Origin of the sequence: Lacrimispora sp. (genome assembly GCF_046972725.1) — a bacterium.
Classification (GTDB): domain Bacteria; phylum Bacillota; class Clostridia; order Lachnospirales; family Lachnospiraceae; genus Lacrimispora.
Genome location: NZ_JBKVXF010000002.1, coordinates 162,341 through 176,660 on the forward strand (window position 1 = coordinate 162,341; position 14,320 = coordinate 176,660).

Genomic DNA, 14,320 nt, shown 5'->3' on the forward strand with positions numbered 1-14,320 from the left:
AAATGGGCCAGAGCCCGATGCAAGTCCCGGCATCCTTTTTGGCTGTTTGTCAGGAAAACGGCCGTTTGAAACGGCAGAACAGGAGAATAAGTATGGAGTTTCTGGAAGCATTTCAAAATCCTCCGGCAGAATACCGGATCAAACCGTTCTGGTTCTGGAATGGAGAGATTACAAAAGAGGAAATAACCCGTCAGATCAGGGAAATGTCAGAAAAGGGGCTGGGAGGAGTTTTTATCTGTGCAAGGCAGGGAATGACGCTGCCTTATTTATCCAGGGAATGGTTTGATATGGTGGATTACGCCTGTGAAGAGGCAAAGCGCTATGGTCTGGAAGCGTGGCTTTACGATGAATATCCTTATCCCAGCGGCATGAGCGGCGGGGAGGTGCTGTTGGAGCATCCGGAAGCAGAGCATATGATATTAAGGCACAGAACCGTACGTATCAAGGAAGAGGGGGTGGTTGAAGAGGAATTGGGCTGGAGCCGGATTCTTCATGCCAGCGCATACCCCATTTTGGAAAATGGAGAAACGGACTGGAACCGGAGTCTGGATTTAAAAAGCTGTGTGGGGAATTTACAGACCGAAAAGATCTTTCAGGAAACAGGGCTGACCAAGTATAACAGCAAGCGCTTTTTTTCCTATGGACCGAAGAAGATATTAAAAGCAGTCCTTCCTGCGGGGAGCTGGCAGGTCGAGATTTACACGGAAGAAGCGATGGGAGATTTTAAATATTACGGAGGGTTCTTTGATCCGTGTAATCCAGAGGCGGTGAAAACATTTTTGGAGACTACCCATGAACGTTATGACCGGGCATCCGGCAGTCAGTTCGGTACCGGTATCCGGGGATTGTTCTCCGATGAGGTAGGAATGCTGGGACCCATTCCATGGTCAAGACTTCTTCCGAAAGAATTTGAAAAAAGGAACCATTACTCCATTCTTTCTGTACTTCCTGCGCTTCATGAGGAAGGGTTTCCAGGGGCTGCCCGTATCCGCTACGACCTTTATGAAACCATTCATGAGATGTTCGTGGAAAGCTACCATAAACAGGTGTCGGACTGGTGCAAAAGCCACAGACTGCTCTATGCCACGGAAGTGCCGTCCATGCGCATGGGAACCCAGAGATACAGTGATATCATAGGCGGAGACACAGCCCATGAGAAGCTGGGGAAATCTTTAGAATGGATTTACGATGAATACATACACAGCTACCGGAGCAATGCAAAGGCGGTCAGCTCCCTTGCCAGGCAGCTGGATAAAAAATATGCCATGATCGAAAGCTTTCACAGCGTTGGCTGGACCATGACCATTCAGGATGCAAAATGGATGATCGACCGTCTGGGAAGCAACGGGATCAATTTTTATAATTTCCATGCCTTTTATTACACTATAGAGGACATTACAAAACACGATGCACCTCCATCCCAGTTTTTGCAGAATCCTTATTGGAAGTATTACAGGACCCTGGCTGATTACACGGGGCGGATGGGAATGCTGATTTCCAATACGGAGGCGGATATTCAGATAGCGGTTCTGGATCCGGTTTCCGCCATGTGGACGAAGCTGGGAAATCCTTTCCATGGATTTCGGTACGGGGGAGAGTCAGAGAAAGAAAAAGCAGAATGCGACCGGATCCGGGATGGCTGGGTCTCTGTATGCAAGACCTTGCTGTTCCATCAGTTGGACTATGATCATCTGGATTCGGAAATCTTAAAGGAGGCATCAGTAGAGAATGGTAAAATACGGATAGGGAGAGCCGCCTATTCCGTTGTGATTCTACCGGAATGCCATTGTATGGAAAAGGGAGCAAGAGAGAAGCTGAAAGAGTTTGTAAGACAGGGAGGCTGTGTGATTGCGGCAGGAGAGCTTCCAGCCATATCCATTGACCGTGAGGAGGAGGACAGGGTTTCAGAAAACCAGTGGCATCAGCTGTTTGAATCGGGGAATACGTATATCCTTTCCGGAAAGGAAAAAAAGGAAGAACTGATAAGGCTTTGCCGCAGCCATATAAAGGAAACGGTTATGACAGAGCTGATATCAGGTTCCTCAAAGGACCTTGCAGGGTGTACCCGTTTCGATGAAGATGGGAATGTGTTTGTATTTGCAGCCAATCAGGGCAGGCAGCCTGTAAAGCTTCGTTTAAAGCTTTTGGCGGGGGCATTAAAGGCAGAAGTCTGGAATCTGGAAAACGGGACTGTGTCTTTGACCGGAATCTCAGACGGCTCGGTGTGTTTGTCTCTGGAAGGGTTTGAAAGCCGCTGGATAAAAATAACCATTGGAAATAAATCGGAAAGCAAAGCAGAAGAACCAGCCGGGCAGGTCCTTACCATACCAATGGCCGGAATGTGGGACATTATGCCGGAGGGAAAAAATCTCTGCCGGTTTGCCACTGTCTCCATGTCTCTGGACCGTCAGCGTTGGGAAAAAACAGAAGTAAAGACCTTTATCGAGCAGTGCAGCAGGACCGGACTTTTGGACGGAAAAGATATTGCATTTACAGGAACCTTTGGAACACCAAAAAGGATACGTCCATCTTACCCTCTTACCTGCTGTTACAAGACTGCATTTACCGTTCAGACACTTCCTGAGGAATTGTTTCTCCTCATGGACCGTGAAACTGCGGCAGGAGAATATGAGATCAGCATCAATGGAAAGAGTATGGAAAAGAATGGCTTTTTACCAGTATGGGTAAATGACCAGAACAACCGGGCCGCAGATATCCGTTCCCTGATTAGGATAGGAGAAAATCAGATCGAGATTAATATTCTGATCAAAAAAGATGAGGATGGCTTAAGAGATCCCTTCTATTTGTGGGGAGATTTTGGGGTTTGGGAAGCGGAAGGGATGCCGGTGCTGGTATCAAAACCACACCAGGGAGAGCCTGACCGGAACTGGTGCCAGGGATTTCCTTATTACAGCGGCACCATGCATTACGAAAAAAACTTTGACTTAAAGGAACTGGCCGGAGGATGCAGCTTTGACCAAACAGATTCTGTTCCCGTCAGACTTTTATTTACGGCTTCCATTTATGAATGTGTGGAAGTGTCCGTCAATGGAATCAGCCTTGGAGTGAAAGCGTATACACCGTATGAATGGCTCTGTGACAGAAGCCTTTTAAAGGAAAAGGAGAACCGGATCAGGGTATCGGTTACCAATACCCTGGCCAATATGCTTGACGGGACTTATTTTGACTATGAGAACCACCAGCTGGTACCCATTCACCCCTGACAGCGGAAGAGGAGACAATCATGAACGACTATTTTCCAAAAGAACAAAGCATTGGTTACCGGATGGGAAGTGAAGAAAAGGCGGTGCTCCGTACCATCGCAGACCGATATGTATCGGATAATCCTCCGGTCCCGGTCCAATATTATTTAAGAAGCAGGGATAGCTTCCATATATCTGAAGACTATATGGAGCAAATAAAGCTTCATGAAAAATTTCCCCACATGGAGTTTGAGTCCTATGGCTTTGCCTGGGCAAGGCTTGTTCTTCCTCAGGCTGGTCCCTTTCATTTCAGATTCAGCGCCTTTGGACCAGTTACCATCTATGTCAATGGAAAACGTGCATTTCGGACCAGTCATCAACAGGAACGTTTCCCGGACCGGTTATCAGATATCTGTCTGGATTTGGAGGCCGGAGACAACAGCCTGTTTTTTGAGTGCATCTGCACTCCATTAGGGTGCGGATTTACCATTGGAAGCAGTTCTTATAAGGGCAGACGGATCCAGTTTTTCGGCCCGACCAGGGAACGCTGGGGGTACAGCGGTTTTCTTTACAGCGGTCCTTATCCGTCCAGATTGGAAGCCATCCCGGAGCTTGCCTGTAAGGAAGAGGAGATGAACATCCGCTGGCTTCCCCGATTTATATGGACAGAAAAAGAGGAGAAGCTTTTTCCTGTTGGGCGTATATATGGATTTAAGGAAGATACGGATTCCTATGGCTTTCTTTCTGTGACTTCCTTTTTCTGTCCCGTTCCCGGAACATACCGTGTGACTGGGACAGGATCAAAACCCCCGGTTCTTTTCCTTGACGGTAAAAAGGAGGGTATGCTAAACTGCAGCTATGATATTTCCATTAAGCTTACGGGCGGGTATCATATCCTTGCTTTTTTTGGTGTCCACGTATCTGCAAAGATTGAGGATGAAAATGGAAATCCTGTTTCGTTGTGCTGTCCGGTAAAACGGAACGGAGGTCAAAAGCTGTCCTGGCTTTATGCCGGTCCCTTTCAGGCTCAAAAGGAACCGGATGTGGCAGAAGCCATTACCTTTCAAAAACCATTGAAAACAATCCGGGGAGATTCCTTTTGGCGGGTGGATTTACCTGAGACGGCGATACGGCCATTCAATGAGGGGGTACTGTACGGGGAATGGACCTATCCTTTGGGAGTGACCTTGTACGGACTGATCCAGACGGCCAGAATCCTTAAGGACTCAAGCCTTTTCGCCTATGTGGAGGGGCATATGAAAAAGTGTACGGAGTTTTTTGATTACTGCATGTGGGATAAAAGATTCTATGGTGCGGCTCCGTTTCACAATCAGCTGACTACCATGGACAGTCTGGATGACTGCGGTTCCTTTGCATCGGCGCTTTTAGAGGTGATGAAGGATCATGAGATCCCGGAAGGCAGAAGGCTTGGGAAAATGGCGGCAGACTTCATATCCTTGAGGCAGCAAAGGCTTGATGACGGTACCTTTTACCGGAATCATTCCTATCTTCCGATTATGGACGAGACCTTATGGGCAGACGATATGTACATGAGCATTCCGTTTCTATGCAGGTGCTATGAAAGCCAGGGAGATGACAGCTATTTGCATGATGCCGTAAAGCAGGTCAGGAATTATTTTAAGTATTTGTATATGCCGGACCTGGAGATCATGTCTCATATCTATGATGTCCATTATAAGGTCCAGACAAAGGTTCCGTGGGGAAGGGGAAATGGCTGGGTATTATTTTCTGTTTCAGAGCTGCTGGCAGTCCTGCCGGAGGATTTTCCTGATAGGGAGGAGATACTGTCAATATTCCGGAAGCTGTGCCGCGGATATTTAAGGCTTCAGGGAGAAGAAGGAATGTGGCATCAGGTACTGACTTTCCCGGATTCCTATCAGGAAACCTCCTGTACGGCCATGTTCATCTATGGGTTTGCAAGAGGAGTAAGGTATGGCTGGCTTTCGGAAAAGGCAGAATATGCAAGGGCCGCTGCAAAGGGCTGGGAAGCTCTCTGCAATACGGCAATTGACTGGAAAGGCAACATCTACGGTGTATGCCGTGGATCGGGATACTCCTTCAGCAAGGAGTATTATGCCAGGGATTTGGGGTGGAATTTCAATGATACCCATGGGACAGGAATCGTCCTGCTGGCAGGAATCGAAGTTTTAAAGATGAAGGAGGAAGAGGCATGATTTACAATGTCAGGGATTACAAAGCCGCAGGAGATGGGACTACGCTGGATACGAAAGCGATTCAGGCGGCCATCGATGATGCAGCAGCCCACGCGTCAGCGGATCATAAAGCAAAGGTCGTGCTGCCGGCAGGAGTTTATTTGACCAGTTCACTGTTTTTAAAAAGCCATATGGAATTTCATATGGAAAAAGGTGCGGTCCTTCTTGGAACCACAGACGAGAGCCTTTATCCCATTATGGGTACCAGGGTGGCAGGCATTGAGATGGACTGGTTTGTTGCCATATTAAATATCAACGGCCAGGAGGATGTAACGGTTACTGGAGAAGGAACCATTAACGGCCAGGGGCCCTATTGGTGGGATAAGTACTGGGGCCAGGATGGAACAGGCGGCATGAGAAAAGAGTATGATGCCAGAGGCCTCCGGTGGTGTGCGGACTATGACTGCAAAAGGGTGCGGAATCTGATTGTCATGGAAAGCAGGAATATTGAGCTTTCCGGTTTTAAAAGTGTTCGCTCCGGCTTCTGGAATATCCATTTATGCTACTCTGAGAATGTCCATGTGGACGGCCTGTCCATCTATGACAACGCAGGCCCAAGTACGGATGGGATCGATATTGATTCCTGCCGCCATGTGGTGGTGGAGCATTGTACGGTGGCTTGTAACGATGACAGCATCTGTATCAAGTCCGGCCGCGATGCCGATGGCCTTAGGGTCAACCGGATCTGCGAAGATGTGGTGATCCAGGACTGTGAGATACTGACTGGCTCCGGAGTTACCATTGGAAGTGAAACATCAGGCGGAGCAAAGAATATTGTGGTCAGAAACTTAAAATACCGCAATACGGACTGCGGCTTCCGAATGAAATCCGCAAGGACAAGAGGCGGGCTCATTGAAGATGTGGTTGTGGAAAATCTTTCTATGGTCAACGTAAAATATCCGTTCAGCATGTGCTTGAACTGGCATCCTGCTTACAGCTATTGTGAACTGCCTGAAAATTATGAGGGAGAGATTCCCGCACACTGGAAAACCCTGACCCAAAAGGTGGATGAAGATCTGGGGATTCCAAAGGTAAAGAACATTACCATACGGAATATAACTTCCACTAATGAGCCGGACTACGACGGTCCTTCCAGAGCATTTGAAATCGATGCTTTTGCAAAAAAGCCCATGGAAAACGTTACATTTGAAAACGTAAAGATAAAGGCAAAAGAGCTTGGACGGATTCAGGGGGTGAAACATATGAACTGGAAAGACGTGGAGCTCTCGGTGGAAGGACCCAATAACAATCAAAATGACCAGTATGATATCCGGTAATGGTTTGCAACGATGACTTTGATCAGATCAGGGACACAGTGAAAAGCTGTGTCCTTTTTATGTCGAATTTGCACATATATTGCCCCCTATCAAATTGTTATTGAGGTAATTTCTTATAAGGCATAAAAAAGCCCGGTTCCGGTTGACAGCTTATACGGAATCCTGTAATGTTTAAAACGGTTAGTATTAGCTAACTTATTGAAGATACAGGAGGATGTATGATGAAAGGAAACGTGATCAAGAAAGCAGCCCTATGGGGCCTTGTGTCTGTCTGCCTGGCAGTACAGACAGGACCTGTTTACGCCGAAACAACGGATGCCGGTGCAGCAGGAATCTGGAAGTTTGAGCAAAATGTCTGGCGGCACTATGATACTGCAGGAAAAATGGTTACCGGCTGGATTGAGACGGCTTCCGGCCGGTATTATTTGGACCCGCAGGAGGGAACCATGAAAACCGGCTGGTTTTTAACCGAAGACGGAAGCTGGATTTATTTAAATACAGAACCAGGGGAGACGTTTGGTAAAATGCTGACAGGCTGGCATTGGATTGACGGCCATTGTTATTATTTTGAGTCTTCTCAGGGGAGTGATATAGGAAAGCTGTATATGGGAAAGATAACTCCTGACGGCTATCACACAAATTCACAGGGACAGTGGGCGGAACCTGATGGAACTGTTCACTTCGTAGAGGGCAAAGGTCTCCTTACAGAAAAGTCTTTGAAAAACGGCGGTTCGGTAAATTTGGGTAACAGTTCTGATGATTCTTCCGGCAGAAGTTCCGGAAAGTCTTTTGACCGGCCTGAAAAAGATAACGGAATTGATTTATCAAATTCGGAGGGTACTCCAAAAACCATTCCGGAAACTACTCCGGATAATGGTGAGATTCCTAAACAAAATGAAAATACAGTAAATAAAGATATTTTACTGAATGTGCAGAAAACAAAGCTGGTAAATCTTGGCTGGGTGCAGTATGCGGTCATATCATTTGGGACAGGAACCCTTGAAGATTACAGGGTTTATGTTGACGGAACGGACATCACAGATGTATGTACCAGAGTAGACGATGACGGAAGCATTGTAAAATGGCAGACGACGGTTATTAATCCCAAGGTGATAAAAGCGGTCCGCATCAGTGACCAGGCAGAGCAGACCGTTGAAATCGGCAAGGGAACGGCAGAGAAGTCCCCGGAAAAGGGCAGTCCGGATACGGTTCCCTATTATGTTCTGACCAATGGCCCGGTATCCCGCTTTGATTATTATCTCGATGTCTATGACAAGGATGGGAATGTAAGAAGAGAACCGGAACGCACCACCTTTTCCATCAACGGAGAAAGAGAAGAAAATACCACAGAGGTTCCATCTAAATATTACGTACCTGATGTAATCATGAATCTGAATTCAGGTAAGGGTGAGATTCTGGTAAAGCTGTCCCTGGAAACAGAAGAACAGGAAAGATGGTTCAGCCAGGTCAATAGGATCAAGGCATTAAACATGGACAGTAACATTATCAATGGGAATCTGCCTTTTGGCAGTGAAGTGGAAACGGAATACGGAAAAACCGGTGTCATACGTATACCGCTTCCCCAGGATAACTTACGGACCCGGGGGCGTTACCAGATCAATATAGGGTCTGCATACAGTCAGAATAAGCTGACTCTGCCGATTCACCTGGTAGACAGCAATAAATTTACCATGCAGCTCAATGGATTGAATACAAATCCAAGGCCTGGGGAAGATTTTGCATTTGATATTGTAGGACCGGCAGGGATGACATTTGGGACGGATCTGGTACAGCCCATTTATCAGGTGGATCTGACCACTCCTTCCGGTGAAGTTATTACTCTGGAAAATCTAAAAGGCTGGTATGAAATCGGGCCGTATCTGCGTATTTTTGGTACGGACAGCGAAGAAAATATAATTACCGGAGAAAGCGGTGTCTATACCGTTACCGTATATGCCTATGGATACCAGACAATGAGCAAAAAGGTGGAGGTAGCTGGAACCACCCTTGCCAGGAATTCAAGTGCAGCCGCAGAAAGCTACGGGGATTCCTTAACGGTCATGGGGCTTGATGCCATAACAAGTGCCACCTTATCTCCAGGAGACGGTTCTTCGGGCGGAGAGGGTTCTTCCGGAGGAGGAGGAAATGTAAACGGCTATCTGCTCTTTGATCATGACCTGCTTTCCAACGCATTGATTTTAAATGAAATTGGATTATTGAATAAAGAGGCAACGGCAGTGTGTGAACGCTGGTTTTCCCAGACCCCGGAAGCAGTAATGAGGGAAGATGGGGAAGTATTTTATAAGTTCAATCATTATATGAATGCGTATAAGGATGAAAGACTGGAGTATGGACGGTATTTAAGCTTTGAGGATTATACCCAAAATTACCAGGGAGGAATTACCCAGGACCGGCCCGGTGAGGTGAAGCGCGTACTGGAGGATGGACTTTTGGGAACCGTATTTTCATTTTCCGAAGTAGTAGGAAAAGAAGTGCCGGAGTTAGAAGGAACCCAGGTGCAGCTTGGTGAGAACTTCCTATTAACCTGCAGCCAGGATCCTCTTTATATTTCAAAGATTCGGGAAGTATATCTTGACGGGAGCGGAACTGCACTAAGAAGTGATGATTACATAAAGGAATATGAGATCAATGCAGAGAAGGATGAGATAACCATTTATCATAATGCGTTCAATTCCCAGCATATGCCTTTGGTTGGAAAGCATACGCTGCTGATCCTTGCAGACGGTTACCGGGCGGCACGGGTGACACTGACGGTAAGCAAATCCCTGGAGGAATTTGAACTGTCTCTGAGTCCCAACCCGGAAAGAAGAGAAAACGATGCCGCTGATGTGTATTATACGGGTCAGGATATTTATATAAAGGCCGCCGGTGACAGGGATGAAGATGATGGGGCTTATGGTGATTTTTTAAAGAATATACTGAAAGTATCTCTTACAGACCCCGATGGAACTACAAAGAGCATTCTTTCAGAAGCAGAGGGAAAGAGCAGCAGGGAAGCATACTATTCTGTTAAGGACGATAAAATCATTTTAAAGAAGGGGCTGTTTCAGACAGCTGGTGAATATAACGTAATCATCACCGCCCCGAACTATGCGCCAAAGACCCTTGCGATACAAGTGGAAAAGGCTGCCGAAGATCCGGTACCTCCAACCGGAGAAAAAAAGACTCCTTCTGTAAAAAATGTTACGTTAAAAGCTCCCTCCTTCTTTAGTAAGGAGTATTATGAAATCTCATTTTCCGGACTGAAACCCATGGAGATCGGGGCGTATCTGGACAGTGAAGAAAAACAGATTTTTGTAAACGGTATGGAATATGATGAAAAATACGACCTCGGTATGAGCGCAGAATTTGCCTATGTGGTCACTAATGACAGCGTATACGGAGGCCCCCATACCTACCTTCATTTGACTTCTGATGGATTCACGGAAGAAAGCAACTCTGTGGTCATTAAAGTGCCGGGATATGAAACACTGGAATTTACTGTTAAGACCAGGTTAAAAACTGTAAAACAGGAGATGCTCCCCCCTGCTGTCAAGGAACAGAAACCGGCAGATAAGACCCTTGCAGGGGAGGAGAACGGATTGAAGGAGGAGTTGACAGAGGATACAAAGGAAATTCCCAATGAAAGCTCCGGCCAGGATCCTTTGAATTCCGACGGTTTAACAAAGGGAGAAACAGCTGCGGATAAAAATACAGAAGCGCAGGGGAACGCAGAGGTTGAAACCGGAAACGAAGAGGACGAAGCAGAAAAGACAGAGGTTGAAACTGAAAAGGCAGAGGACGAAGCGGAAACCGCAGAAGTTGAAGCGGAAAAGGCAGAGGACAAAGCGGAAACCGCAGAGATTGAAGCAGAAAAGGCAGAGGACGAAGCAGAAGCCGCAGCGGTTGAAGCAGAAATACAGGAAGATATGGGAGGAAAGGAGAAAACCTTGTAGAACAGAACCTATAGCCCCTCCGACATACCAGGCAAGAGAGCGAAGGAGCCGCAACTGTAGAATTAGCAGTTGCGGCTCTTTTCGCAGTGCCAGGCATGGCACTCATTCGGCCGGTGAAAGTCTGGTCACGGGTGTTATCTTTAAGCGCAGCAGAATTCTTAAGTCTGCGGACAGAAGCGTTTCCCCCAAGGGATTAATTTATGTTCTGTTTTTGGGGCAGACTATGGGACGGAGATTCTTCTATAGATTTAATAAAACGGATAAATTGTCTGGCTGCTGCAGAAAGAGTATGATTTTTTTTCCAAACTAATGATGTACGGGCGTAAAAGCAGGGATTATCAAGTACTTTGACAGAAATATCCTGGCTGCTGTTCATGTATTTAAAAAGAAAGGAAGAACTATATGGCATGACGGCAATTCCCAGGTCCTGATCAGCCCAGCGAAGCATCGAATGTATGTTGTTGGCAGTCCAGCCAACTCTGGCTTTTAAACCGGCACTTTTAAGCGCCTGGACGAGGATAGAACGGTGGGTATTGTGAAGGATTAAAGGGGCATCGTCAAGATCAAAGAGATTTACGTGATCGATTTCCGGGGGGAACCAGTGAGTTCTGGAAACCGTAACAAACTGGTTCTTTATGTTTAAACTTGCAATCAGATAGTGCTCATACTGGTTGAAGTTAAATGGTTCTTTTACAATTCCTATTTCTGCCGATTCATTATCAATCATATTCAGAATGTTGCTGGTTGTGTCTTCAAAAACCTGAGTCAGGACTTCTTTATGGGATTCAAAAAAAAACGGAAGGATTTTCGGCAGGTAATCGGTAGCGGCGGAGCAGATGGACCCAATCGTTAAGCTGCCGGTTACTCCGTTTTTAATGTTTATAAAGGATTGAAGAATCGAATTATGGTTTTTTAAAATCTGATCGGCCTGCTCTAATAAATAACGGCCCTCTGGCGTAAGTTCCATACTTTTGGAGGTACGGATAAATAAGGAGCAGCCAAGTTCGTTTTCCAGCAGCTTTAGTTGCTGGGACAGAGGCGGTTGAGACATATTTAGTTTTTTGGCGGCTGCCGTAATGTGTTTTTCTTCTGCAATAACCTGAAAGTATTTTAATTGTTTAATATCCATACCGTACCTCCTCATTTCCATTCCATCTATACGGTCAATAGTTACATATGTTTTTTACATTTTACGAGGCTCTGTGAAAGATATTCTTTTTTTCTGAAAATGTATCATGACTTTTTTAATTACTTATTAGCAGGGCTTCAGATAGAGTATAAAAAGTTATTGGAATTATAATACTTATTTTGATAAAAAACAATGAAAATAATTTGTAAACATTCTGATAATATTAAGATATATTTCATAATTTATTTTCTGTATTGTTGGAAGAAAAATGTCAAATAGCATAAAAAAGTCCATTCATATGATAAACGAATGGATTGATATGTAAAAGGTATTAGATTGACAGGATGGAGTGTGATATACTTCCTTACATGATTATTGCAGAAAAACGAAGGCGTACTGACATCGGTTGGTACGCCTTTTGTGCTTTAATCATGGGAAACCGAAAAAGGAGGGAAGCGGATGGAGAATTTTATTATTACCATTGCCCGTGGGTTCGGAAGCGGAGGAAGAGAAATAGCTTCCAGACTGGCAGCTGAATTAAAAATCCAAAGCTATGAAAATCGGATTTTGACTTTGGCATCTCAGCTAAGCGGGTATGATGAACATTTTTTTAAGGAAGCGGATGAAAAGTTAAATGGTTCTCTGCTGGCAGCCAGGCTGGCCGGATTACCGAAATTGTTTTCTCCAAGGCCCAATATGTCAGCGTTTGTATCAAATGAAAGGTTGTTTGAATATCAGAAACAGATTATTCTGGAGCTTGCAAATTCTCAGTCCTGTATCATTGTAGGAAAATGTGCCGATTACATCTTAAAAGAACGAAAAAATGTGGTGAGTGTATACATAGAAGCACCTCGGGATTACTGCATTGCCAGAGTGGTGGAACGGATGAATATTTCGCCGGAGGAAGCAGAGCAGATGATCGTTAAAACCGATAAATACAGGGCCGATTATTACAAATATTATACGGGAGGAAATTATTGGACGAATCCGGTGAATTACGATGTGACCTTAAATAGTGAAAGATTGGGAGATGACGGCTGTATGGAAGTAATAAAAAAATGCTTAAAACTAAAAATGGGAGAAAAGTGGTCGGAAAATTATGAATGGACTTAAATTTGTTGAAACGGTTACGGAAGAAATAGAGCCTTATATGCTGGAGAACCATAAAAAAATATGGGAATTGGCCGAGATTTCCAGCGGTGAGTTTGAATCATCAAAGCTTTTAATGCAGGTGTTAAGAGATGAGGGATTTTCTATACGGGAAAATGTGTGTGACAGGCCTACTGCATTTATTGCAGCATACGGAAACGGGCATCCGGTAATTGGATTTTTAGGTGAGTATGATGCGCTGCCCGGGCTTAGCCAGGAAGCCGGATATCCTTTCAAGAAGGCAATCGAAGGAGCCGCCTGCGGCCATGGCTGCGGACATAGTGCTCTTGGAGTGGCATCCTTATCATCGGCATTTCTTGCCAAACGGTATTTAGAAAAAACGGGAAAAACAGGGACAGTTATTTATTATGGATGCTCTGCAGAAGAGGGAGAAGGTGTAAAACCTCTCATGGCCAGAGATGGAGAATTTGATGATACGGATTGTGTTTTTGCCTGGCATCCGGCTTCTGTTAATGGAGTTACCAATACCGAAATGATTGCAGTAAAAAGCGTTCATGTTTCCTTTAAGGGTACAACTGCACACGCCGGAGGGGCGCCTCATTTAGGAAGAAGTGCTTTAGATGCCTGTGAGCTGATGAATGTAGGAGTAAATTATTTAAGGGAACACGTGATACAGGAGGCCAGACTTCAGTATGCCTATCTGGATACAGGAGGTACGGCGCCTAATGTGGTTCCGGATCATGCAAAGATGATTTATGGAGTGCGGGCCCCCAGAGTTTACCAGGCAGAAGAAATTCTAAAGCGGGTGATACAGTGTGCAGAGGGAGCCGCATTAATGACAGATACAACGGTAGAAGTGGAACCGCGTATGGGATATTCCGATGTGTTTCAGAATCATGTTGCAGCAAGGATCTTGAGTGACGCAGCTCAGGAAGTAAAAGCTCCCCGGTGGTCAGAAGAAGACTGGAAGCTTGCAAAGTCGTTTACAGACCAGTATAATCCGGTGCAGAAATCCGAGATGGAACTGCTTATAAAAAAACGGTATGGAGAAGAGCAGCTGGAAGCAATGAAAGAAAAACCACTGGATATGAAAATGGATCTGTTTGATGAATCAAAGCATTTTATGATTTACGGCTGCTCTGATGTAGGAGATGTTGGTTATGTAACGCCTACAGCATCCCTGTCTGTGGCTACGGCAGCTCTTGGGGCACCTGGTCACTCCTGGTTTATGACAGGAATGACAGGCTCTTCCATCGGAGAAAAAGGCCTTCAATGTGCAGGCAAAATTATGGGGCTGGCAGCAATTAAGGTCTATCAGAAGCCGGAATTGTTAAAAGGAGCACAAGAAGAGCGGATACAAAAGACCGGAGGCATCTACAAGTGTCCCATGTACGGATAAGGAGGCCATGAA

The 14,320-nt window shown here is 45.5% G+C and carries 7 protein-coding genes; 6 read left to right on the top strand and 1 reads right to left on the bottom strand.

Annotated features, from left to right (window positions below; all coding sequences use genetic code 11):
• Positions 1–92 precede the first annotated feature (92 nt).
• From ACLTWA_RS08960 to ACLTWA_RS08975, 4 genes are all read left to right on the top strand, one after another.
• On the top strand, positions 93–3,224 hold the full coding sequence (locus tag ACLTWA_RS08960; protein WP_412327356.1) for a glycosyl hydrolase: 3,132 nt from the start codon (positions 93–95) through the stop codon (positions 3,222–3,224).
• A gap of 20 nt (positions 3,225–3,244) precedes the next feature.
• Positions 3,245–5,398, top strand: coding sequence for a glycoside hydrolase family 105 protein (locus ACLTWA_RS08965; protein ID WP_412327357.1), 2,154 nt, complete (start codon positions 3,245–3,247; stop codon positions 5,396–5,398).
• Positions 5,395–6,714, top strand: coding sequence for a glycoside hydrolase family 28 protein (locus ACLTWA_RS08970; protein WP_412327358.1), 1,320 nt, complete (start codon positions 5,395–5,397; stop codon positions 6,712–6,714). The genes ACLTWA_RS08965 and ACLTWA_RS08970 overlap by 4 nt, the downstream gene beginning before the upstream one ends.
• Before the next feature lie 218 nt (positions 6,715–6,932).
• On the top strand, positions 6,933–10,670 hold the full coding sequence (locus ACLTWA_RS08975; protein ID WP_412327359.1) for an N-acetylmuramoyl-L-alanine amidase family protein: 3,738 nt from the start codon (positions 6,933–6,935) through the stop codon (positions 10,668–10,670).
• A 193-nt stretch (positions 10,671–10,863) separates the two neighbouring features.
• Here the strand turns inward: ACLTWA_RS08975 and ACLTWA_RS08980 are convergent, their stop codons facing one another.
• The gene (locus ACLTWA_RS08980; RefSeq protein ID WP_412327360.1) at positions 10,864–11,799 is read right to left on the bottom strand and encodes a LysR family transcriptional regulator; all 936 of its coding nucleotides are present in this window, start codon (positions 11,797–11,799) and stop codon (positions 10,864–10,866) included.
• Positions 11,800–12,258: 459 nt separating this feature from the next.
• Here ACLTWA_RS08980 and ACLTWA_RS08985 point away from each other — a divergent pair, with 459 nt between their 5' ends.
• Positions 12,259–12,912: an AAA family ATPase gene (locus ACLTWA_RS08985; protein ID WP_412327361.1), complete on the top strand. Its 654-nt coding sequence runs from the start codon at positions 12,259–12,261 to the stop codon at positions 12,910–12,912.
• Positions 12,899–14,308 (top strand): amidohydrolase, encoded by a 1,410-nt coding sequence (locus ACLTWA_RS08990; protein WP_412327362.1) that lies wholly within the window; start codon positions 12,899–12,901, stop codon positions 14,306–14,308. The genes ACLTWA_RS08985 and ACLTWA_RS08990 overlap by 14 nt, the downstream gene beginning before the upstream one ends.
• The last annotated feature ends 12 nt before the right edge of the window (positions 14,309–14,320 follow it).